Raw genomic sequence first — 21,641 nt, 5'->3', positions numbered from 1 at the left:
AGAAGAAGAGGTAAGACGATGTCCAGACGCAACACCGACGCTATTACAATTCATAGCATTTTGGGCTGGATTGAAGATAACCTGGAATCCCCGCTGTCACTTGAGAAAGTGTCCGAGCGTTCTGGTTATTCCAAATGGCACCTGCAGCGGATGTTCAAAAAAGAGACCGGTCATTCATTAGGCCAATATATCCGCACCCGTAAGCTGACGGAAATCGCCCAGAAATTAAAAGAGAGCAACGAGCCGATTCTCTATCTGGCAGAGCGTTATGGTTTCGAATCACAACAGACGCTGACGCGTACGTTTAAAAACTATTTCGACGTGCCGCCGCACAAGTATCGCGTCACCAATATGCGCGGAGAATCCCGCTACCTGCATCCCATTGATCACTGTGTTTGTTAATCGCCTGCAAAAAGACGTATCGAGGAAATAATGAAACTGTTCGCTTCCGTTGCTATCGCCCTGCTGGCGATGGCCTCATTGTCGAGTTACGCGGAGCAACTTCCAGCACAAACTCATACCCAGCAGACTATGCTGATGCCATCGGCCAGTAACCAGGCGCCATTTGATTTTAATCACATGGCCGCCGGTAGCGATAAGTCAGATGAGTTGGGTGTCGCCTATTACAACGACAACAATCGCTAACAATATTGCCCCGCTTATGCGGGGCTTTTTTTATCCCTTAACCACCCGCCGCATGCCCGGGAAACGAAACCCAAAGACGTTAATCAAAAGCCCAGCCATGATAAGCAGTGCTCCAGCAAGCTGCAGTAGTGACAATGTCTCATCGAGCAGCAGCGCAGCGCTTGCCAACCCTACCACCGGCACCAGTAAAGAAAGCGGCGCCACCCGCCAGGTTTCATAACGGCCCAGCAGCGAACCCCAAATACCATACCCGACAATACTCGCCATAAAGGACAAATAGGCCAGCGACAGTACCGTTGAGAGATTAATGTGAATCAGGCTTTGCGCCATGATTTGCGGGCCTTCAAAAATCCACGAGCTGAGCATAAAGGGAATAATCGGCAGCAGCGCACTCCACACCACCAGCGACATCACGCCGGTTCTGGAGGGATGAAGCATGATTTTTTTATTAAAGATATTCCCACACGCCCAGCACAGCGCCGCTCCCAGCGTCAGCATAAAGCCGAGGAGCTTAACGTTTTGGCCGCCCATGCTGGTTTCCACCAACACCAGGACACCCACCACCGCGAGAGAAATTCCCACCAGCTGTTTGCGCTGCAGTCGCTCGCCAAAGACAAACGCGCCGAGAATAATCGTGAAGAACGCTTGCGCTTGCAGAACCAGAGAAGCAAGCCCAGCGGGCATGCCAAAATTAATGGCACAGAATAAAAATGCGAACTGACCAAAGCTAATCGTCAGCGCATAACCCAAAAGCAATGAGAGCGGAACGCGGGGACGCGGCACGAAAAAAAGCGCAGGAAAGGCCACAAACAAAAAGCGTAACCCGGCCAGCAAGAGCGGCGGCATACTGTGTAAGCCCACTTTGATGACCACAAAGTTCAGTCCCCATATCACCACGACCAGTAATGCCAGTAGCCCATCTTTACGCGTCATTCTCGCCTCAACGTTTTTTAAATTTATGTAAACACATTCAAAGTAACGAAAAATTCAGGCCAGGAATAGATCATTATTTTTAGCAGGCGAAAATGGCATTAACTGACACGGCGACGCCTATACAACCCTTCTGCGGCATGATATTTGTGAAAGAGATAATAAAAACCAACACCACGACATAATTTGGGCAGGAAAATGAAACCTACGACCAGACGATCCACGATTGCGCTGCTGGTATCGTCTTTACTGTTAACTATCGGGCGCGGCGCCACGCTGCCTTTCATGACCATCTACCTGACGCGTCAATATGGCATGAAGGTAGACACTATTGGCTACGCGATGTCTATTGCTCTGGTTATTGGCGTCGTCTTTAGCCTCGGCTTTGGTATTCTGGCGGACAAGTTCGACAAAAAGCGCTATATGCTGATCGCCATCGCCTTCTTTATTTGCGGCTTTGTGGCTATTCCGCTGGTCAATAACGTCACGCTGGTCGTGTTCTTTTTCTCACTGATAAACTGCTCATATTCAGTTTTTTCGACCGTCCTCAAGGCCTATTTCTCCGATACCCTGGCAGCCAGCACGAAAGCCCGGGTTTTCTCACTGAACTATTCTTTCTTAAATATCGGCTGGACGATTGGGCCGCCTATCGGCACGCTGCTGGTGATGCAGAGCATCAACTTGCCCTTCTGGCTTGCCGCGCTATGTGCGGCGTTCCCGCTGTGGTTTATTCAGCGTTATGTCGAACGAGTCACGCCCGGTGAAGGGGGGGAAACCGCGGTCGTATGGTCGCCCTCGGTGCTGCTCCACGACCGGGCATTGCTCTGGTTTACCCTTTCCGGTCTGCTGGCCTCATTCGTGGGCGGTTCATTCGCTTCCTGTATGTCACAGTACGTATTGACCATCGGCGACAGTACCTTCGCTGAGAAAGTGGTGGCCGTGATATTGCCGGTGAATGCCGCCGTGGTGGTGACATTACAATACGCGATTGGCCGCAAACTGACGGCGAATAATCTGCGTCCGCTTATGACCTTTGGCACCGTTTGCTATGTTATTGGTCTCGCGGGATTTATGGTGTCAGGCAACAATCTTATCTTCTGGGGGCTGGCGGCAGCGGTGTTTACGCTCGGCGAAATCATTTATGCGCCAGGCGAATATATGCTTATCGACAACATTGCGCCGCCGGGTATGAAGGCCAGCTATTTTTCTGCGCAAGCGCTGGGGTGGCTGGGTGCAGCGCTCAACCCCCTGCTGACCGGACAAATTTTGACCCATTTCCCGCCGATGACGCTGTTTCCGATAATGATGGTGGTTATCGTGCTGGCATGGGTGCTTATCTTCAAAGGGATCAAAGCGAGTCGCTGGAGTCCAGCCTTGAACGTGGTGTGAAGAGTTCCCGGCGGCGCTACGCTTGGCCGGGCTACCACAGGAGTAGGTCGGATAAGGCGAAGCCGCCATCCGACAATCTACGGTTACCAGACCTGTGCGGCAATCCCCGTCACCAGACGCACCTTATCCCACTGCTGCTGTTCGCTGAGGCTGTTACCTTCCTCCGTTGAGGCGAAGCCGCACTGCGGGCTTAAGCAAATCTGATCTAACGGGACAAAGTTGGCCGCTTCCGCCACGCGCGCTTTCACTCCTTCCGGGTTCTCCAGCTCGCCATTTTTGGTGGTAATCAACCCCAGCACCACTTTCTGCTCGCCTTTCGGTACAAAGCGCAGCGGTGCGAAGTCGCCGGAGCGGTCGTTATCATATTCGAGGAAGAAGGCATCGACCTTCACGCGCCCAAACAGGATCTCCGCCACCGGTTCATAGCCGCCTTCCGAGATCCACGTTGAGCGGAAGTTACCGCGACAAACGTGCAGACCAATAATCAAATCATCCGGCTTGCCTTCCAGCGCACGGTTGAGCACGTCGGCGTAGATGGCGGCGAGTTCATCCGGGCATTCCCCCCGCTCACGTACCTGACGGCGCTGTTCATCAGAGCACAGATAGGCCCAGACGGTGTCATCCAGTTGCAGATAACGGCAACCCGCATCGTAAAAAGCGCGGATCGCGTCACGCCAGGTATCAGCCAGATCGTTGAAATAGTCCTTCAGATCCGGGTACACCGTGGCATCAATATCTTTACGACCACCGCGAAAATGCAGCACGCTCGGGCTTGGGATAGTCATCTTTGGCGTGGCATCGCCGCTGATGCTTTTCAGAAAGCGAAAATCTTCCAGCATTGGATGGTCGCCAAAGCCCAGTTTACCGGTCACACGAATACCATGAGCGCGCGTTTGCACGCCGTTGAACTGGATCCCGCTATCGGCGTCGTAACGTTCTACGCCCTGCAAACCATCGAAGAAATCAAAATGCCACCAGGCGCGGCGGAATTCGCCGTCGGTCACCACATGCAGACCACAATCACACTGGTGCTGTACGACGCGGCGTATTTCAGCATCCTCTACGGCACGCAGCTGCTGCGCGTTGATTTCACCGTCGGCAAACTGTAAACGGGCCTGTTTAATCGCCTGCGGGCGTAAGAAACTGCCAACGATATCGGCGCGGTACGGGGCGTGTTGATGTGACATGCATTCTCCTTAGTCACTCAGACAGACTAATTGCCTTGAGTGATAATTTATTATTTGAATCATTTAGCCGTCTGGACGGCTGCATGTCTGAATAGTGTCATCCGTGACATTGTCAGGCAAACGAGAAAAATTCATCACACATGAAGAAAATTCATCATGGTGTGGAAAATGCAAACCCTTCATCTTGCCAGCCGGTGATCCCGCCAATCATCACCTTTACCGGACGCCCCAGCATGGCCAACTTCAGCGCTGCGCGATCGGCTCCGTTACAGTGCGGCCCGGCACAATAGACCACAAATAGCGTGTCTTCCGGCCATTGCTGCATCCGCTCGGCGTTAATATCGCGATGTCGCAGGTGTATAGCGCCGGGAATATGACGGCGCAAAAACATCTCCGGGCTCCCCACTACATGCAGCAATACAAAATCCGGGGCGGGTAGCTGCAGCGAGGCATGAACGTCGGCGCAGTCTGTTTCACACGCCAGGCGCTGATGAAAATGCGCGGCCGCTATCGCTGGACTGGCGGCAGGAAATTCAGTTACGTAACTCATCGTTAATTCTCCCGTTATATGTTACCTCTATGGCAACGACCGCATGAGTATAAACAGATGCCCCTGGTGAGGACTGCCCGCAGTGATGACAGAAAACGACCCAAAGATGACAAAGTGCGCCCAACGCGTCGTGGTTTTAGCCTATGACGGCTTATGTACTTTTGAATTCGGGGTTGCGGTGGAGGTCTTTGGTTTGCCACGACCCGAAATGGGCGATGACTGGTACCAATTTGCGGTCGCCGCCGTCGATAAGGGCGAGCTTCGGGCCACCGGCGGCGTGCGGGTTGTGGCGGACGGCGATCTGAGTCTGCTGACAGGCGCCGATACCATCATCGTGCCCGGCTGGCGTGGCATTGACAACGCGGTGCCAGAAGAACTGTGTGAGGCGTTACGACAAGCAAACCAGCGGGGTTGCCGAGTGTTATCTATCTGTTCCGGGGTCTTTGTGCTGGCTGCGGCGGGATTGCTCAATGGCAAACGGGCCACCACTCACTGGCGCTATACAGACGCGCTTCAACAACGCTATCCGGCCGTAAACGTTGTTGAGGATGTCCTGTATATTGCCAATGACAAGGTGCTCACCTCTGCGGGCAGCGCGGCAGGCATTGATTTATGTCTGCATGTGGTGCGCGAAGATTACGGCCTCGACGCCGCAAACCAGGTCGCCCGCCGTCTTGTCATTCAACCCCATCGCGACGGCACGCAGAAACAAAGGGTGGCTCAACCTGTGGCTCGTGCCCGGGAAAGTCAGCGACTAGGTACCTTGTTCGATTATCTGTATCAGAATTTAGCGCAGGCCCACAGCGTACGTTCGCTCGCTGAACGGGCCGGGATGAGTGAACGTACTTTTTTGCGCCGCTTTCACGCGGCAACCGGTAAAACCCCTGCCCGCTGGCTGCTGGACGAGCGCTTGCGGCTTGCGCAGCACCATCTGACAACCGGCCGCGAGAGTATAGAAAAAGTGGCGGAACTCGCAGGCTTTGGCCAAGCCAAAAATCTGCGCCTGCGTTTTCAGCAACATCTGGCAATCAGTCCGCTGGCCTACAGAAAAAAGTTTACTGCAATAAATAATTAATTAACCACGCATGCCGTTAGTCTACGTTTAAATCAGTAGTCTGGAGAATGTCTTTAGCATCAACGTGGAGGTCATCATGCCGGATAATATGCAGGTATTTGTGATTGCGATGGGGCTCATTCTTTTTTCCGGTTTTCTGACGGCCTATCTGAGTGGAAAGTGGAATGATTAACGGCAAAAAAAAAACCGCCAGGAAACTGGCGGTATAAATGCTTGCATGGATAGATTTTCTTTCTACGGTAACCCTCTCTCCTTGATTGGGCCACTGTCCTTTCCATTACCCTAACACCGCAATATTCAACTAATACTAAACGGCCAGGGGATTATTCAGTGCTAAATCTTTCCATGCTTTTTTACTCAAGCAGTTGGCCTGGCGTAAAGCCCACACGCTACCGGTGCGCGACGCCTGTAAATCCTGACGTTCAGGGCGGGTGGACCAGGCGGACTGACGACGTGATTTACGCTGAAACTTATTCATAATTACCTCCGGTAGAGTGCTGATATTAAATCCATTAACTCAACAAGTTACCGGTCTATCGTAGCAAAGCGAATGACGAGTTTCTTCAACAACTGAACGCATTTGTAAAGACGGAATCACTCAATGCGAATTCGCCAGCCCGGTGTGTGTTTTTTATATTCTCCCGGCATCATTTTTCCGGGAGAATATAAAAGCAGCGGTTACACGAATAATCCCCGATTTTTCAGCATTGGGGCAATTAACGGATCGTGGCCGCGCCAATCACGATACAATTTTTCTAAATCACTACTGTTGCCACGCGACAATATCGCTTCGCGGAAACGTTGGCCGTTCTCACGATTTAATCCGCCATGTTCAACGAACCACTGATAACCATCATCCGCCAGCATTTGCGTCCACAGGTAGGCATAATAGCCCGCCGCATAGCCGCCGCCGAAAATATGCGAGAAATAGCTGCTGCGATAGCGCGGTGGTACAGCATCCAGATGGAGATTTTCCTGTTCTAAAGTCTGCGCCTCAAACGCGTCTACGTTTTGCGGTAATGCCGCGGTGGTTACACGGTGCCAGTTCATGTCCAGCAAGGCTGCGCTAAGGAGTTCGGTCATGTCGTAGCCTTTGTTGAAATTCGCCGCGCGGAACAGGCTTTCGCGTAGCGCTGCGGGCATCGGCTCACCGCTCTCGTAGTGACGCGCATAATGCTCAAACACTACAGGATGGCTGGCCCAATGCTCATTAATTTGTGATGGGAATTCAACAAAGTCACGTGGCGTATTGGTGCCCGACAACGACGCATAGCGCTGTGTGGCAAATAACCCGTGTAACGCATGACCAAACTCATGGAATAGCGTGATCACATCATCCCAGGAAATTAGCGCAGGTTTCCCATCAGCGGGTTTGGCATAATTGCAGACGTTATAGATAACGGGACGCGTACCCAAGAGCGTCGACTGCGGCACAAAATTATCCATCCAGGCCCCGCCGCTCTTGCTGTCGCGAGCGAAGAAATCACCATAAAACAGCGCCATCCCTTCCCCATCCGCGTCAAAAATTTCCCAGACACGGACATCCGGGTGATAGACCGGCAGATCAAAACGCTCCACAAACCGCAGGCCGAACAGCTGGCTGGCAGACCAAAAGACACCGTCTTGTAAAACATTGTCTAATGCGAACCACGGTTTAATTTGCGCTTCATCGATGGCGTATTTTTCGCGGCGTACCTGCTCGGCGTAATAGAGCCAGTCCCAGGCTTTGGCGGTGAACGTTTCGTTACCGTTATCAATCATCTTCTGAATATCAGCCAGCTCGCTTTGCGCGCGAGCACGCGCCGCTGGGGTGATTTCGCGCATAAACTCGAGCGCCGCCTGCGGTTTTTTCGCCATCTGGTCAGCCATGCTCCAGCTCGCGTAATCATCAAAACCTAACAGCTCAGCCTGTCTGGCACGGATCGCCACCAGCCTGAGCAGGCGTTCACGAGTGTCATTAGCATCGCCTTGCTGATTTCGAAGCCAGCCCACGTTAAACAGTTTTTCGCGGGTATCACGATGATAAAGTGACGCCAGCGCAGGCTGTTGCGTGGTATTCACCAGCGGGATTAACCAGCGACCGGAAAGCCCGCGTTCGCTCGCCGCGGCCGCGGCGTTAGCGATTTCATCAGCGCTCAACCCCGCCAGCTGTTCTTCATTCTCCAGCAGGAGTCCACCCGCTTTTGCGGCACCGAGCAAACACTGGTGGAACTGGCTGCTAAGCGTCGCGGCTTCAGTATTTAGCGCTTTCAGCTCGCTTTTTTGCGCATCGCCAAGCGTCGCGCCGGCCAGCAGAAAACGTTGATAGGTCACCTCAAGCAGACGCAAAGATTCCGCATCAAGGCCAAGCGAATCCCGCTGCTGCCAGAGGCTCTCAATGCGCTGGAAAAGCGCGCTATTCAGGTAAATATCATTAGCCAGCCCCGCCAGCTCTGCGGAAAATTGCTCGTCGAGTTGCTGAATTTCAGCATTGCTGTGCGAGGCCGCCATCGCAAAAAATACCGACGTCACGCGGGAGAGCATCTCACCGCTTTTTTCCAGCGCCACCATTGTATTGTCAAAGGTCGCAGGTTGCGGGTTGTCGGCGATATCGGCAATTTCCTGACGTTTACGCGCAAGCGCGGCATCAAATGCGGGACGATAGTGAGCGTCCTTTATCAGATCAAACGGCGGTGCCTGGTAAGGTAATGTGCTACTCGCAAAAAAGGGATTTGTGGCCGTCATGGTGTGCTCCTGATAAAAAACATCCCCCTAGAGTAGCAAGTCGTTTTAAGACCGCAATGGTTTCGCTATCTTCCCCCTGATAAAGATAGCGTGCTATCGTGTTGAGACATTAACGCCTTGAAGGAACTAACAGATGATCGTACTAGTTACCGGAGCAACGGCAGGTTTTGGCGAAAGCATTACCCGTCGTTTTATTGCCAACGGGCATAAAGTGATTGCCACAGGCCGTCGCTACGAACGTTTGAAATCACTCAAAGATGAGCTGGGCGACAGCGTGCTGACCGTGCAGCTGGATGTGCGTAACCGCGCAGCCATTGAAGAAACCATTGCCAATCTGCCTGCCGAATGGCGTGACATTGATATTCTGGTTAACAACGCCGGTCTGGCGCTGGGTCTTGAACCCGCACATAAGGCCAGCGTCGAGGATTGGGAAGATATGATCGACACCAACAATAAAGGTCTGGTGTACATGACGCGTGCCGTGTTGCCGGGCATGGTCGAACGTAACCGCGGTCATATCATTAATCTCGGTTCCACTGCCGGTAGCTGGCCTTACGCGGGCGGTAACGTCTATGGCGCAACGAAAGCCTTCGTGCGTCAATTCAGCCTCAACCTGCGTACCGATCTCCACGGCACCGCCGTGCGTGTCACCGATATTGAACCAGGCCTTGTGGGCGGCACAGAATTCTCGAACGTGCGTTTTAAAGGTGATGATGCCAAAGCCGGTAAAACTTACGAGAATACCGACGCGCTCACCCCGGAAGATGTGACTGAAGCCGTGTGGTGGGTTTCAACCTTACCAAAACACGTTAATATCAATACCGTCGAAATGATGCCGGTCAGCCAGACATTTGCGGGACTTAGCGTTCATCGTAAAAGTTAGCATTTAATCCCAGCCTGACCACCGGTCGGGCTGGGATACCAGCCAAAAAAAGCGTAAAATAGTAGCTTAATCAGCTGATAAGAACGACTCAATGGCCGCCGAAACCCAACTGAACCCAACACAGCCCGTTAACCAACAGATTTATCGTATTCTCCGCCGCGATATTGTTCATTGCCTCATTCCGCCAGGCACGCCGCTGTCAGAAAAAGAGGTCTCTTTGCGTTTTGACGTTTCCCGACAGCCGGTGCGTGAAGCTTTTATCAAACTCGCCGAAAACGGGCTGATTCAAATCCGTCCGCAGCGCGGCAGTTATGTGAATAAAATATCGCTTTCGCAAGTGCGTAACGGCTGTTTTGTGCGTCAGGCCATTGAATGCGCCGTTGCACGGCGAGCAGCTATGCTGATTACCGATGCCCAAAGCTATCAGTTAGAACAAAATCTGAATCAGCAACGAACCGCGATCGACCGCCAGCAATTAAATGATTTCTTCCAGCTGGATGATGAATTCCACCAGTTGCTGTCGAATATTGCCGATTGCCAGTTAGCCTGGGACACCATCGAGAATATTAAAGCCGCCATTGACCGCGTACGTTATATGAGTCTGGATCATGTTTCATCACCGGAAATGTTGATAAGCCAGCACTATGAGATTTTCGATGCGCTACAAAAACGAGATGGTGATGCGGTCGATAAAGCCATGACGTTACACCTCCAGGAAATTAGCGAGTCGGTATTGTTGATTCGTCAGGAAAATCGCGACTGGTTCAGCGAAGAGTAATCAAAAAAATGTCGCCCGTTAAGGCGACATTTTCAAATTAATACGTACTCAAATAATGTGCTCTACCCCGGTGTCACTTCGTTCGACCGGGCTACCGTTGGTGTAGGCCGGATAAGGCGCAGCTGCCATCCGGCATACAGGGTATAGCAATTAGCGAACAACCATCGTAGGAATATTCGCGTAACGCAGAATAGATTCGGCGTTCGAGCCCAGCAGGTGGGTGCTCATTCCTCGCTGACGAGAGCCAATCACGATAACATCATAGTCACCGCTTTTGCTCATGGCTAAAATCTCATCACGGATATTGCCAAAGCGCACTTCATTACGCATACGCTTGCGTGGAAGATCGAATAAACGCTGGAGTTCATCCATTTTCTTTGAGGATTCCCGGAGCATGTAATCCTCAAATTTCTTAATGTCGGAGGCGAATCCGCGTAAAATAGAACGGTTGCTGTTAGGTAACACGTTTAAAAGCGTAATCTCACCTTCGCTACCCGCCAGATAAACCGCATGGCGAATCGCTTTATCACTTAAATCCATTTCGAATACATCAACAGGCATGAGGATTTTTTTATACATAGTCCAGATTCCTTATTAAGAGATTCCATTATCTTCTGGGAATAACCATGCCATATTTAATCCAGCGGTCATAGCATTCATTCATCATAATGCTACATCGAGGTTGAAAATATTCGTCCATTATTTCAAGCTATTTGAGTTAGTTAAAAGAAGTGTAATAGATGGAGAGTCACGCAAAAAAAATGCCGCCTGTTAAGGCGGCATTTAGAATAACTATTGTCGTTATTTGATTACGATGCGCTATATTGCGCCACGGTCGCCTTCGCGCCTTTGCTCAATAAAGACAGATAAGCATTTGTCACCTGCTCAACAAACTGAGCATTTTGCGGCAGATCCTGACCAAAGATTGCGTCGATGGCCAGCAGCGCTTTCACGCGAGACTCGCCCTCTTCGCTGCCCTGTACCGCCGCCTGAATCACCGGCAGCAGCGGATCGCTTACTTCAATCTTATTGCCCTGCTCGTCTACGCCACCCACGTAACGCATCCAGCCAGCCACGCCCAGCGTCAGCAGTTTGAAACTGCTGTTATCAGCCAGGTGCCAGCGAACAGAATCCAGCATACGCTGAGGTAATTTCTGGCTACCGTCCATCGCGATCTGCCAGGTACGGTGACGCAGCGCCGGGTTGGTATAACGCGCGATTAACAGATCGGCATAGCGCGCCAGGTCAACATTTTGCACTTTCAGGGTCGGCGCCTGCTCTTTGAGCATCAGGTCATGCGCAGCGCGGCGATAGTTTTCGTCACCCATGCAGTCGTTGATGTGCTCATAGCCCGCCAGATAGCCCAGATAAGCCAGGAAAGAGTGGCTGCCGTTTAGCATACGCAGCTTCATTTCCTCAAATGGAATCACGTCACTGACAAGCTCTGCACCCGCTTTTTCCCACTCAGGACGGCCAGCGACAAAGTTATCTTCGATGACCCACTGACGGAACGGTTCGCAGGCCACGCCAGCCGGGTCGCGAACGCCGGTTAGCTGTTCAATTTTATCCAGCGTTTCAGGCGTCACGGCCGGTACAATACGGTCGACCATGGTTGACGGGAACGTCACATGAGATTCAATCCAGTCCGCCAGACCCGCGTCAACCGCACGCGCATAGGCGCAGACAACGTTGCGCATGACGTGACCGTTTTCCGGCATATTGTCGCAGGACATCACGCTAAACGCCGGCAGACCGGCAGCTTTACGACGCGCCAGCGCTTCGACAACAACGCCCGGCGCAGATTTTGGCTGGTGTGGATTCTGAATATCTGCGGCAATTAATGGATGATCGAGCATCAGCTGGCCGCTTGCCGGAGAGTGGCAATAACCTTTTTCGGTAATGGTCAGCGAAACGATCGCCACCTGCGGTTCGCACATTTTGGCCAGTACGGTTTCCAGGCCATCGACCTGAGCGTGCAGCGCTTCGTTGACCACGCCGACCACGCGAGCAGTCCAGGCATCGGCCGACATTTCGGCTACGGTGTATAAATTGTCCTGATGATTCAGGTCGGCAATCTGCTGCTCACCGCCGATCAGGTTAACTTCGGTATAACCCCAATCGCTGCCATGTTCTGCGGCGAGAATATCGGCATACACTGCCTGGTGGGCGCGGTGGAACGCACCAAAGCCCAGGTGCACAATGCGTGACACCAGCTTGCTGCGATCGTAGGTTGGGAGAGTTGCCTTCGCGGTTAATAGCTTATTCTGCATCTTTTTGACTCACTGTAGAGAACGTTGATTGCCATACTAGATTAACGAGTTCATCAAGAGAGATTTTGATTTGCATTAATTTATACGCAATTGGTATGACATGATTTTTGAGTTGTGTGACAACATAGACATAAATGCGCTATGTTGTCACCATCTGGCTTAGTGCACCCGCGCTGGGCGAGTCAATTTGGCATTTTCAGTCTGGGGTTCATTCCACAGATCGTCGTAGGAATAGCCGGTCAGGTCTTCAACAATATGGCGCGCTTGCGGCGTCACATCCAGCTTTGACCCATGCGCTTTCAAACGCTCGACTTCATCAACAAAAATTCTGTGCGTTTGCTTGTTCAGGTGGAACGTCACCGCTTGCCAAAGTGCAATCAACAGCAGAGCGGATGTCCCGATAAACAGCATCATGGCAATGGTGTTTACTGCGCTTTCCGGCTGCACCAGGCTGCCTTTAACGAACCCGCCTTCCTGTAGCATGACGCCGACTGCAAAAGTCGCAATGGCCACGGTGGTTTTACGGGAGAACGTCATCACTGCCGCAAACAGCCCTTCACGACGCTGACGCGTGATCATCTCATCAATATCTGGAATGAATGGGAAAACGTTCCAAGGGGTAAACTCCAGCACACAGCGCCCTACCTGATACACCGCTGCCAGCACTACCAGGATAGTCACTTTATTATCCGTCGGGAACTGATAAACCATGAATAGACCCGCCAGACACAGCAACATCAAGGTATAAGCAAAGACATACAGACGAGATGGGCCGTATTTAATAATCGCCACCCCGGCCAACAGCGTCACCGGCAGACCGACAATACTCATTGACAACAAGGTGCCGGACAGCGACGAAGAAACGTTGAGGCAGTACACGCAGAAGAAAACAAATACCGTGTTGTAGACGTCTTTCGCCGTAAAGGAGAACAGATAAATCGCCAGGTGTTTTCTGAACGCACGGACTTTCAGCGTAGAGTAATACTCCTTGAACAATTTACCGACCATCGCCACCTTCTCCAGCAATGAGGTCGGCTTACGATCGCGCTCAAGCTCAGCCTGCATTTCTGGCGTCAATTCGCGCTCCCAGGTCACTTTCCAGGAAATGAAGACGCACAGCATAAAGATAACTGAGAAGACGACGCCATTAATAAAGTAGGCGTGCGGATCATGCTCACCGAAGTGGCTGATTAAAAGCCCAGGAATAAAGGTCGCCAGGAACGTGCCGGATGCGGACAGGAACATGCGACAGGTAGACAGTTTGGTACGTGAGTTAAAGTCTTTGGTCATCTCAGATGGCAGCGTTTCCCATGGGATCAACACCATGGCGGCAATGATTTCAAAGGCCAGATATACCGCCAGATAGAACCAGAAACTCATGCCGGTTATCCACAACAGGGTGTACACCAGCATTAATGGCGCGCCAATCAATAAGAAGAAGCGACGACGGCCAAAGCGCTTACCGAGCGCATTTTTATAGAAGTGGTCGGTGAAACTGCCCATAAATAAGCTGACAATAGCATCAACAATACGGGCAATCGCCACAATAGAGGCCGCTTCTACCGGGGATAAACCGACAAAGGTTGTGTAAAAGAATAATAGCCAGGCTCCGATAACGGTAAAAGCACCGCCACCCATAATATCCGTTAAGCCATAGCCAATACTGACGGGAATTGTTATTTTTCTATTAGTACGAGACATGTTCTACCCTCATTTAAGGAAGGACGTTAGAATCTAAAATAATTAACCGCATTATCGTGACAAATGTTTCTAACCATCCGCGTTAAAATCCTGTTGTTATCAGGAAGTTCACCACGGTCGACCCAACCGCCAATTAAATTACAAAGGATCCGGCGGAAATAATCATGGCGGGTATAGGACACCAGGCTGCGTGAATCCGTCAGCATGCCAACGAAATGCATTAATAATCCCTGGTCCGCCAGACTGTTCAATTGATTTTCCATGCCGCGACGAGTGTCGTTAAACCACCAGCCAGAGCCAAACTGCATTGGCGATTTCACGCCATCATTTGCCGATTGGAAATTGGCAATCGTGGTGGCGACAATATCGTTATAGCTACCGTTGAGGTTATAAAGAATCGTCTTCGGTAAACCGTCGACCTGCGCCATGGCATCGAGCAACTGATTCAAGCCCGCGGCGAGATTGCTTTGATCGGCAATTGAGTCAAAACCGGTATTAATGCCGAGCTTATGCAGCATTTTGCTATTATTACTGCGAATAGCACCAAAGTGTATTTGCATCGCCCAGCCGCGCGCCTTGTACTCTTTTGCCAGCATCACAAACATCGCGCTATGCAGCTGCGCGGTTTCATGTGCCGTCAGTGCTTCACCACCTGCTTTACGGCAGAATAGCGCATTGATGGTTTGTGCTGAGGCAGCCTGATATTCAATGCTGACCGGGCCGTGATCCGAGATGCGGCATCCCACTTCATGGAACCAGTCAATACGCTGGGCCAGCGCTTGTGAAAACTCACTAAATGAGCCAATTTTCTGATGGGTTAACTGTGCGAGCTTGACAATAAAGTTCGCAAAATCGGTGGCGCTTTCAGCAAAAATATCGTCCGGGCGGAACGTCGGCAATACTTTGGTTTCAAAGCTCGGGTCTTGTTGTAATAAACGATGGTATTCCAGAGAATCCAACGGTGCATCGGTAGTACAAATGACTTCAACGTTTGAACGCGAAATTAAACGTCGCGGTTTAAAATCATCACCTGCCATTTGTTGGTTACAGAACTGCATAATTTCCTGCCAGTTTTCGGTACTGAGCATTTCATTGCAGGAAAAATATTTATTCAGCTCCAGGTGTGTCCAGTGATAAAGCGGATTACCAAATGACGCCTCTACCGTTTCGGCCCATGCTTTAAATTTTTCTTCCGCGCTGGCTTCACCGGTAATATAATATTCATCAATACCGTTAGCACGCATCGCCCGCCATTTATAATGATCGCCCGCCAGCCAAAGCTGGGTGATATTTTCAATGGGTTTATTCTCGTAAATTTCTTTGGCGTCAAGATGACAGTGATAGTCGATGATCGGTAATTGGGCTGCAACTTCTTTATATAACCGAACACCGACTTCACTATCGATCATAAAACGATCGTTAATGAAGTCCATGTTATTTCTCTTTTAGTAATAAAGGTGGCTTTAATAAAAATAAGGGATTACCAGTTCCACAGCGTGCCGTCTTCCAGACGCGCAACGGGCAGGTATGCCGGATCGTACGGATATTTTGCAGCCAGTTTTTCGTCAAACTCGATGCCTAAGCCCGGTTTATCGCCTGGGTGCATATAGCCGTTATCAAAGGTCCAGTTGTGTGGGAACACTTCCAGCATTTGCTCGGAGTAACCCATATATTCCTGAACACCAAAGTTCGGCACCCACAGGTCGAAGTGCAGCGCCGCCGCCATGCATACCGGTGACAGATCCGACGGGCCGTGAGAACCGGTGCGAACCTGGTAAAGCGAGGCAAAATCGGCAATGCGGCGCATTCCGGTGATGCCACCAGCGTGGGTAATGGTAGTGCGGATATAATCAATCAACTGCTCTTCAATCAGCTGTTTACAATCCCAGATGCTGTTGAACACTTCACCCACGGCAATTGGCGTCACGGTGTGCTGACGAATCAGACGGAAGCACTCCTGGTTTTCCGCAGGCGTAGGATCTTCCATCCAGAACAGACGGTATTGTTCAATACTCTTACCAAAGCGCGCCGCTTCGATTGGCGTCAGGCGGTGGTGCATGTCGTGCAGCAGATGTTCGTTGAAGCCGAACTGGTTGCGCACCGCGTCGAACAGTTTCGGCGTGAAGTCGAGGTATTTCTCAGTCGACCACAGCTGTTCTTCTGGCCACTGCCCTTTGGTAGCAGGCTCATACGCCAGACCTTTACCTTTCGACATGCCGTAGGTGGTTTTCATGCCCGGCACGCCGCACTGAACGCGAATGGCTTTAAAGCCCATTTCCTGATGGCGCGCATAATCTTCCAGCACTTCATCAATCGTGCGCCCGGTGGTGTGGCAGTAAACCATCACGCCTTCACGAGACGCCCCGCCTAAGAGCTGATACAGCGGCATGTTGGCCGCTTTGGCCTTGATATCCCACAGCGCCATATCGATGGCAGAGATGGCGGACATGGTTACCGGGCCACGACGCCAGTAAGCCCCTTTATAAAAGAACTGCCAGATATCTTCGATACGATGCGCATCACGTCCCAGCAACTGCGGGCACAGGTGATCCTTTAGGTAGGAGGCAACAGAAAGTTCGCGACCGTTTAACGTAGCGTCACCGTAGCCGACCAATCCACTGTCGGTGGTAATTTTCAGCGTGACAAAGTTACGGCCAGGACAGGTTACAAAAACCTCAGCACCCACAATTTTCATTCTTAATCCTTACATCTCATCGGTTAGTTGGACGAAACTTACGCCCGAGACAACTACCATACAAGTATAATTATCGAATTTTACCGAGTAGGATCACAAAAAAAGGGGAATTGAGGGCCTGACGATGGTGGGAAATATTGAGCGATAAGCGCGTGGCGAGCGCGGTAAGTGCAGACATTCGCATAAAACAAAGGCCCATCGTTTTCACGATGGGCCTTGAGCACACTGTTCGCGGTAAATCAGCGAACCGGTGTAAAAGTTGCAGTTTTAGGCGCGTCCCCAACCAGCAACAATAATGAGCATTCCACACAGGGCTACCGCCGCCCCAGTCCAGTCATAAAGCGTCAGCTTTTCGCCCTCAACCACACGCAGCCACAGCAACGCAGTGAAAATATACACGCCTCCATAAGCAGCATAAACGCGTCCACTGGCGGCTGGATGCAGCGTGAGCAGCCAGACGAACATCGCCAGGGTAAGGCCTGCGGGCAGGAGCAGCAACGGCGTTGCCCCACGCTTTAACCAAAGCCACGGTAAGTAACATCCAATGATTTCGCACAAAGCGGTCGCAAAAAAAAGCAGTGAAGTTTTTAACATTTTGTCGCATCGTCACAATAAGCGTGGCGCTATCATACACATAACATATACGGAATCGACCACACATCTGTTGCCGGTATGACGACCGTAAGAGATGTAGTAAACTGATTGGCAGGAGTCATTGCATTCACCACATCAAAGGAACCCGCAAATGAAAATGAAACCTGGCAAACGCCTGTGCCTGACGGTAATGTTTGCGCTGGGTGCCATCGTGTACACCGCCACTGCATCCGCTGCCACCAACAAACTGATTATTGAGTCTGGCGATAGCGCACAAAGTCGCCAGGAAGCGGCGATGGATAAAGAGCAGTGGAATGATACGCGCCAACTGCGTCAGAAGGTCAACAAACGTGCCGAGAAAGAGTGGGATAAAGCCGACGTTGCTTTTGATGCGCGTGATAAGTGCCAGCAAAGCCCCAATATTAACGCCTATTGGGAACCAAACACGCTGCGTTGTCTTGACCGCTCGACCGGTCGCACGATTAACCCATAGTGTTATCAGGGCGCCGCTGGCGCCCTTTTCATTTTAGTAGTACTCAATACTGTTCTTAATCGTATAACGCTGCGTCACCGGCGGCTTTGCGGTTTCATCGACAATCTGCAGCTCACAGTTCAATGGGTTGTTATATTTGTCATAGTCACAATTCTGCGTGACGTTGCCAATCGGCTGTTTATTCAGCAAACTCACCGCGGTGTAATCAAGCTTCTTACGCGTATCCTGCGAAGGGGTTGAGATGACCGACAGCGTTTTATCCTTTATGGTTGAGGTTTTTCCTAACGGATAGCCCTCGCTATCATAGCTGTACTCCACCAGACTCTCTTTACCCACCGCCTTCACCACAAAGCCGTTATCATCCGTTTCCCACGCCACGCCGGCGGCAGGAAACTCAGCAAGCTGACATTTACCCTGCAAACGCACCCGTTTTTCATGGGTGACGCCATCCACATAATAATTTGCATCGAGCACTAAAAGCGCGCCGGTGTCCTCTTCAATATTGTGAAATTCGAGTAAATCAAAACATCCCTCAGCAGACAACTGCCCGCTCACCCGTTTGGCCACCTCACCTTTTTCGTTTAAAAGCGTCTGGCTGAAATCCTTGACCGGGCCGCGCAGGGGATCGAAATCAAACTCATTAGAGAAGCTGGCCATTTCCGGGGTGAACGCGGCGGGAGTATCGTTGTTATCACAGCCGCTAAGTATCGCCATCATTGACGCCACATAAATCAATTTCTTCACACCGCATTCCTGTTTCGGGAGTTTTCTCAATCATATTAGTAAATACAATTGTTTACACTATCACTGCTATACTTTTTATTCGTCTACGGAAAATGGAGCCTTTCATGAGAAAATCACGTTGGTTACTGGCGCTACTGGTTGTGGGATCCCTGCCCGCGCTCGCAGCCGTACCAGATTCCTGCGAACGCGTCAGAAGCGATATTCAGCAAAAAATCGTTAACAACGGCGTCGCCGAAAGCGCTTTTACACTGGACATCGTGCCTAACGATCAGGCCGAACAATCGGGGGCACAGGTGGTTGGCCATTGCGCCAACGATACGTTTAAAATCATCTATACCCGCACCGACACGCCGCAGTAACCCCCTGTCGCCTCTTCCCTGAGGCGGCGTTAGCCCGCTTATTTTCACCGTTAAAATAAACCCTCGTTCGGAGTATTCCCTCTTTGACCAGGGATAATACTTGCATACCACTTACCAGGTATCATCCGCTCCATTATTACCCTGTTTTTAATTTCGTATTGAAACAATAAAAATAATGGAGTGAGCGATGTCTAATCAGGAAAAGCCAGAAGGGCTAAGCCGACGTACCCTTATTAAATCGTCAGCCATAGGATCTTTGGCGTTAGCGGCGGGCGGGTTATCGCTCCCTTTCTCATTACGCGCCACGGCCGCTGCGGTTCAACAAGCAGCACGCCCGGAAGATAAAGTGGTCTGGGGGGCGTGTTCCGTCAACTGCGGTAGCCGATGCGCATTACGTCTTCACGTAAGAGATGATGAAGTTTACTGGGTAGAAACCGACAATACTGGGCAGGATGTTTATGGCGATCACCAGGTTCGCGCTTGTCTGCGTGGACGCTCGATTCGCCGCCGTATAAACCACCCGGATCGTCTTAATTATCCGATGAAGCGCGTGGGTAAACGCGGTGAAGGCAAATTTGAGCGCATCTCCTGGCAGGAAGCGCTGGACACTATCGCTACCAATCTCAAGCGGGTAGTCAAAGATTACGGTAACGAAGCCGTCTACATCAATTACTCCTCCGGCATCGTCGGCGGTAATATTACCCGCTCCTCACCCTCTGGCTCTGCGGTGATGCGACTGATGAACTGCTACGGCGGTTCGCTGAATCAATACGGAACCTACAGTACCGCGCAGATTGCCTGCGCCATGCCTTATACCTACGGCACTAACGACGGCAACAGCACCTCCGATATCGAAAATAGTCAGCTGGTGGTGATGTTCGGCAATAACCCGGCGGAAACGCGCATGAGCGGCGGCGGGATCACTTATTATCTGGAACAAGCCCGTGAGCGTTCGAATGCGCGGATGATCGTTATCGACCCACGGTATACCGATACCGCCGCCGGACGTGAAGACGAGTGGATCCCAATTCGTCCCGGAACCGATGCCGCCCTGGTAGCCGGTATTGCCTGGGTATTGATTGACGAAAACCTGGTCGACCAGCCGTTCCTCGACAAATATTGTGTTGGCTACGACGAGAAAACCCTACCAGAAGGCGCACCGGCCAATGGTCACTACAAGGCCTATATTCAAGGCCAGGGTGATGATGGTGTGGCAAAAACGCCGCAGTGGGCCTCACGCATCACCGGTATCCCAGCTGAACGCATCATCAAGCTGGCAAGAGAAATCGGCAGCACTAAACCCGCGTATATCTGCCAGGGCTGGGGCCCGCAGCGTCAGGCCAACGGTGAACTGGCAGCCCGCGCTATCGCCATGCTGCCAATTTTGACCGGCAATGTGGGCATTAACGGCGGCAACAGCGGCGCGCGGGAATCCACCTATACCATTACGATTGAGCGTTTCCCGGTGTTAACTAACCCGGTGAAAACCGCCATCTCTTGCTTTACCTGGACCGATGCTATCGACCACGGTACCGAAATGACCGCCACGCGTGACGGCGTGCGCGGGAAAGACAAGCTCGACGTGCCGATTAAGTTTTTCTGGAACTATGCGGGCAATACCATCATCAACCAGCACTCGGACATCAACAAAACCCACGAAATTTTGCAGGACGAAAGCAAATGCGAAATGATTGTGGTGATTGAAAACTTTATGACCGCGTCGGCAAAATACGCTGATATATTGCTGCCTGACCTGATGACCGTCGAACAGGAAGATATTATTCCTAACGACTATGCCGGGAATATGGGCTATCTGATCTTTATTCAGCCTGCTACTGCACCAAAATTCGAGCGCAAGCCGATTTACTGGATTTTAAGTGAAATAGCAAAACGGCTGGGCGACGATGTCCACCAGAAATTTACCGAAGGCCGCACGCAAGAACAGTGGCTCCAGTATCTTTACGCGAAAATGCGCGCTAAAGATGCCGAGCTCCCAAGTTATGACGCACTTAAGAAAATGGGGATCTATAAACGCAAAGATCCGAACGGACACTTTGTCGCGTATAAAGATTTCCGCAACGATCCAGAGGCCAATCCGCTAAAAACACCGTCGGGTAAAATTGAGATTTACTCCGCTCGCCTCGCCGATATCGCGGCTAATTGGCAGCTCAAGCAAGACGAAACCATTAGCCCACTGCCGGTCTACGCCTCAACCTTTGAGGGCTGGGACGATCCACTGCGCGAGAAATTCCCACTTCAGCTGTTTGGCTTCCACTTCAAGGCGCGCACCCACTCCAGCTACGGTAACGTCGATGTTCTGAAAGCCGCTTGCCGCCAGGAGGTGTGGATCAATCCCCTTGATGCGCAAAAACGCGGTATTAAAAATGGCGATATGGTGCGGGTATTCAACGGGCGCGGCGAAGTGCGTATTGCCGCCAAAGTCACGCCGCGCATTATGCCGGGCGTCAGCGCAATGGGCCAGGGCGCCTGGCATGACGCGCAGATGGATGGCGATCGTATCGACCACGGTTCCTGCATCAACACCCTAACCACGCATCGCCCTTCACCCCTGGCGAAAGGCAACCCGCAGCATACCAACCTGGTGGAAATCGCGAAGGTTTAAG

Annotated in this window: 22 protein-coding genes; 10 read left to right on the top strand and 12 right to left on the bottom strand. The window is 51.5% G+C overall.

The window, feature by feature from the left end; genetic code table 11:
- Positions 1-18 precede the first annotated feature (18 nt).
- Both marA and marB read left to right on the top strand, forming a co-directional pair.
- On the top strand, positions 19-402 hold the full coding sequence (gene marA, locus ACIPDS_RS03920) for an MDR efflux pump AcrAB transcriptional activator MarA (protein ID WP_062773664.1): 384 nt from the start codon (positions 19-21) through the stop codon (positions 400-402).
- Between the two features lie 30 nt (positions 403-432).
- Entirely contained in the window at positions 433-645 is a 213-nt protein-coding gene (marB, locus tag ACIPDS_RS03915; RefSeq protein WP_166513873.1) for a multiple antibiotic resistance protein MarB, read from the top strand.
- 30 nt (positions 646-675) lie between these two features.
- Here the strand turns inward: marB and eamA are convergent, their stop codons facing one another.
- Complete coding sequence (gene eamA / locus ACIPDS_RS03910; protein WP_400732776.1) at positions 676-1,578, bottom strand: O-acetylserine/cysteine exporter; 903 nt, start codon at positions 1,576-1,578, stop codon at positions 676-678.
- Between the two features lie 195 nt (positions 1,579-1,773).
- Here eamA and ydeE point away from each other — a divergent pair, with 195 nt between their 5' ends.
- Positions 1,774-2,964 (top strand): efflux MFS transporter YdeE, encoded by a 1,191-nt coding sequence (gene ydeE / locus ACIPDS_RS03905; protein ID WP_400732773.1) that lies wholly within the window; start codon positions 1,774-1,776, stop codon positions 2,962-2,964.
- Between the two features lie 83 nt (positions 2,965-3,047).
- On the opposite strand, the gene ACIPDS_RS03900 is transcribed toward ydeE, so the two are convergent.
- Positions 3,048-4,151, bottom strand: coding sequence for a cobalamin-independent methionine synthase II family protein (locus ACIPDS_RS03900; RefSeq protein WP_400732770.1), 1,104 nt, complete (start codon positions 4,149-4,151; stop codon positions 3,048-3,050).
- Between the two features lie 154 nt (positions 4,152-4,305).
- Positions 4,306-4,701: a rhodanese-like domain-containing protein gene (locus ACIPDS_RS03895; protein WP_400732768.1), complete on the bottom strand. Its 396-nt coding sequence runs from the start codon at positions 4,699-4,701 to the stop codon at positions 4,306-4,308.
- A gap of 85 nt (positions 4,702-4,786) precedes the next feature.
- Between ACIPDS_RS03895 and ftrA the strand changes: the two genes are divergently transcribed.
- On the top strand, positions 4,787-5,776 hold the full coding sequence (ftrA, locus tag ACIPDS_RS03890) for a transcriptional regulator FtrA (RefSeq protein WP_400733454.1): 990 nt from the start codon (positions 4,787-4,789) through the stop codon (positions 5,774-5,776).
- Positions 5,777-5,852: 76 nt separating this feature from the next.
- Complete coding sequence (gene mgtS, locus ACIPDS_RS03885; RefSeq protein ID WP_156315592.1) at positions 5,853-5,948, top strand: protein MgtS; 96 nt, start codon at positions 5,853-5,855, stop codon at positions 5,946-5,948.
- Between the two features lie 135 nt (positions 5,949-6,083).
- Here mgtS and ACIPDS_RS03880 read toward each other — a convergent pair whose 3' ends face one another.
- Positions 6,084-6,254, bottom strand: a complete 171-nt coding sequence (locus ACIPDS_RS03880) for a hypothetical protein (protein ID WP_400732765.1) — start codon at positions 6,252-6,254, stop codon at positions 6,084-6,086.
- A gap of 200 nt (positions 6,255-6,454) precedes the next feature.
- Complete coding sequence (dcp, locus tag ACIPDS_RS03875; protein ID WP_400732763.1) at positions 6,455-8,500, bottom strand: peptidyl-dipeptidase Dcp; 2,046 nt, start codon at positions 8,498-8,500, stop codon at positions 6,455-6,457.
- Positions 8,501-8,633: 133 nt separating this feature from the next.
- Here dcp and ydfG point away from each other — a divergent pair, with 133 nt between their 5' ends.
- Both ydfG and ACIPDS_RS03865 read left to right on the top strand, forming a co-directional pair.
- Positions 8,634-9,383 carry a bifunctional NADP-dependent 3-hydroxy acid dehydrogenase/3-hydroxypropionate dehydrogenase YdfG gene (gene ydfG / locus ACIPDS_RS03870; RefSeq protein ID WP_400732761.1) on the top strand — a complete coding sequence of 250 codons (750 nt, stop codon included), beginning with the start codon at positions 8,634-8,636 and terminating at the stop codon, positions 9,381-9,383.
- A 91-nt stretch (positions 9,384-9,474) separates the two neighbouring features.
- Entirely contained in the window at positions 9,475-10,161 is a 687-nt protein-coding gene (locus ACIPDS_RS03865) for a GntR family transcriptional regulator (protein ID WP_166513881.1), read from the top strand.
- A 150-nt stretch (positions 10,162-10,311) separates the two neighbouring features.
- On the opposite strand, the gene ACIPDS_RS03860 is transcribed toward ACIPDS_RS03865, so the two are convergent.
- From ACIPDS_RS03860 to ACIPDS_RS03835, 6 genes are all read right to left on the bottom strand, one after another.
- Positions 10,312-10,740 (bottom strand): universal stress protein, encoded by a 429-nt coding sequence (locus ACIPDS_RS03860; protein WP_400732758.1) that lies wholly within the window; start codon positions 10,738-10,740, stop codon positions 10,312-10,314.
- A gap of 230 nt (positions 10,741-10,970) precedes the next feature.
- Positions 10,971-12,431, bottom strand: coding sequence for a mannitol dehydrogenase family protein (locus ACIPDS_RS03855; protein ID WP_400732756.1), 1,461 nt, complete (start codon positions 12,429-12,431; stop codon positions 10,971-10,973).
- A gap of 159 nt (positions 12,432-12,590) precedes the next feature.
- Complete coding sequence (locus ACIPDS_RS03850) at positions 12,591-14,132, bottom strand: MFS transporter (RefSeq protein WP_400732754.1); 1,542 nt, start codon at positions 14,130-14,132, stop codon at positions 12,591-12,593.
- A 26-nt stretch (positions 14,133-14,158) separates the two neighbouring features.
- Positions 14,159-15,565, bottom strand: coding sequence for a glucuronate isomerase (gene uxaC / locus ACIPDS_RS03845; RefSeq protein ID WP_400732752.1), 1,407 nt, complete (start codon positions 15,563-15,565; stop codon positions 14,159-14,161).
- A gap of 47 nt (positions 15,566-15,612) precedes the next feature.
- Complete coding sequence (rspA, locus tag ACIPDS_RS03840) at positions 15,613-16,827, bottom strand: starvation-sensing protein RspA (protein ID WP_166513886.1); 1,215 nt, start codon at positions 16,825-16,827, stop codon at positions 15,613-15,615.
- Positions 16,828-17,094: 267 nt separating this feature from the next.
- Complete coding sequence (locus ACIPDS_RS03835; protein ID WP_400732748.1) at positions 17,095-17,421, bottom strand: YnfA family protein; 327 nt, start codon at positions 17,419-17,421, stop codon at positions 17,095-17,097.
- A 151-nt stretch (positions 17,422-17,572) separates the two neighbouring features.
- On the opposite strand from ACIPDS_RS03835, the gene ACIPDS_RS03830 reads away from it, so the two are divergent.
- A complete protein-coding gene (locus tag ACIPDS_RS03830) occupies positions 17,573-17,914 on the top strand; it encodes a DUF1283 family protein (RefSeq protein ID WP_166513889.1) in 342 nt (113 codons plus the stop codon).
- Between the two features lie 33 nt (positions 17,915-17,947).
- Here the strand turns inward: ACIPDS_RS03830 and ACIPDS_RS03825 are convergent, their stop codons facing one another.
- Positions 17,948-18,658, bottom strand: a complete 711-nt coding sequence (locus tag ACIPDS_RS03825; RefSeq protein ID WP_400732746.1) for a YnfC family lipoprotein — start codon at positions 18,656-18,658, stop codon at positions 17,948-17,950.
- A 104-nt stretch (positions 18,659-18,762) separates the two neighbouring features.
- Between ACIPDS_RS03825 and ACIPDS_RS03820 the strand changes: the two genes are divergently transcribed.
- Both ACIPDS_RS03820 and ynfE read left to right on the top strand, forming a co-directional pair.
- The gene (locus ACIPDS_RS03820; RefSeq protein ID WP_166513891.1) at positions 18,763-19,017 is read left to right on the top strand and encodes a DUF1161 domain-containing protein; all 255 of its coding nucleotides are present in this window, start codon (positions 18,763-18,765) and stop codon (positions 19,015-19,017) included.
- A gap of 187 nt (positions 19,018-19,204) precedes the next feature.
- On the top strand, positions 19,205-21,640 hold the full coding sequence (gene ynfE, locus ACIPDS_RS03815) for a selenate/tellurate reductase subunit YnfE (RefSeq protein ID WP_400732743.1): 2,436 nt from the start codon (positions 19,205-19,207) through the stop codon (positions 21,638-21,640).
- The last annotated feature ends 1 nt before the right edge of the window (position 21,641 follow it).

Source organism: Kluyvera sp. NPDC087067 (assembly GCF_044745165.1).
Classification (GTDB): Bacteria; Pseudomonadota; Gammaproteobacteria; order Enterobacterales; family Enterobacteriaceae; genus Kluyvera.
Note: the sequence above shows the minus strand (reverse complement) of the source record. Positions and strands in the feature narration are given on the sequence as shown.

Excerpts from the sequence above, each read along its gene's own strand:
- ynfE (WP_400732743.1), top strand. The coding sequence starts at position 19,205 with ATGTCTAATCAGGAAAAGCCAGAAGGGCTAAGCCGACGTACCCTTATT.
- rspA (WP_166513886.1), bottom strand. The coding sequence starts at position 16,827 with ATGAAAATTGTGGGTGCTGAGGTTTTTGTAACCTGTCCTGGCCGTAAC.
- marA (WP_062773664.1), top strand. The coding sequence starts at position 19 with ATGTCCAGACGCAACACCGACGCTATTACAATTCATAGCATTTTGGGC.
- ACIPDS_RS03895 (WP_400732768.1), bottom strand. The coding sequence starts at position 4,701 with ATGAGTTACGTAACTGAATTTCCTGCCGCCAGTCCAGCGATAGCGGCC.
- ACIPDS_RS03850 (WP_400732754.1), bottom strand. The coding sequence starts at position 14,132 with ATGTCTCGTACTAATAGAAAAATAACAATTCCCGTCAGTATTGGCTAT.
- ACIPDS_RS03865 (WP_166513881.1), top strand. The coding sequence starts at position 9,475 with ATGGCCGCCGAAACCCAACTGAACCCAACACAGCCCGTTAACCAACAG.
- ydfG (WP_400732761.1), top strand. The coding sequence starts at position 8,634 with ATGATCGTACTAGTTACCGGAGCAACGGCAGGTTTTGGCGAAAGCATT.
- marB (WP_166513873.1), top strand. The coding sequence starts at position 433 with ATGAAACTGTTCGCTTCCGTTGCTATCGCCCTGCTGGCGATGGCCTCA.
- eamA (WP_400732776.1), bottom strand. The coding sequence starts at position 1,578 with ATGACGCGTAAAGATGGGCTACTGGCATTACTGGTCGTGGTGATATGG.
- ftrA (WP_400733454.1), top strand. The coding sequence starts at position 4,787 with ATGACAGAAAACGACCCAAAGATGACAAAGTGCGCCCAACGCGTCGTG.
- ACIPDS_RS03830 (WP_166513889.1), top strand. The coding sequence starts at position 17,573 with ATGAAAATGAAACCTGGCAAACGCCTGTGCCTGACGGTAATGTTTGCG.
- ACIPDS_RS03860 (WP_400732758.1), bottom strand. The coding sequence starts at position 10,740 with ATGTATAAAAAAATCCTCATGCCTGTTGATGTATTCGAAATGGATTTA.
- ACIPDS_RS03855 (WP_400732756.1), bottom strand. The coding sequence starts at position 12,431 with ATGCAGAATAAGCTATTAACCGCGAAGGCAACTCTCCCAACCTACGAT.
- mgtS (WP_156315592.1), top strand. The coding sequence starts at position 5,853 with ATGCCGGATAATATGCAGGTATTTGTGATTGCGATGGGGCTCATTCTT.
- dcp (WP_400732763.1), bottom strand. The coding sequence starts at position 8,500 with ATGACGGCCACAAATCCCTTTTTTGCGAGTAGCACATTACCTTACCAG.
- ACIPDS_RS03820 (WP_166513891.1), top strand. The coding sequence starts at position 18,763 with ATGAGAAAATCACGTTGGTTACTGGCGCTACTGGTTGTGGGATCCCTG.
- ACIPDS_RS03880 (WP_400732765.1), bottom strand. The coding sequence starts at position 6,254 with ATGAATAAGTTTCAGCGTAAATCACGTCGTCAGTCCGCCTGGTCCACC.
- ACIPDS_RS03835 (WP_400732748.1), bottom strand. The coding sequence starts at position 17,421 with ATGTTAAAAACTTCACTGCTTTTTTTTGCGACCGCTTTGTGCGAAATC.
- uxaC (WP_400732752.1), bottom strand. The coding sequence starts at position 15,565 with ATGGACTTCATTAACGATCGTTTTATGATCGATAGTGAAGTCGGTGTT.
- ydeE (WP_400732773.1), top strand. The coding sequence starts at position 1,774 with ATGAAACCTACGACCAGACGATCCACGATTGCGCTGCTGGTATCGTCT.
- ACIPDS_RS03900 (WP_400732770.1), bottom strand. The coding sequence starts at position 4,151 with ATGTCACATCAACACGCCCCGTACCGCGCCGATATCGTTGGCAGTTTC.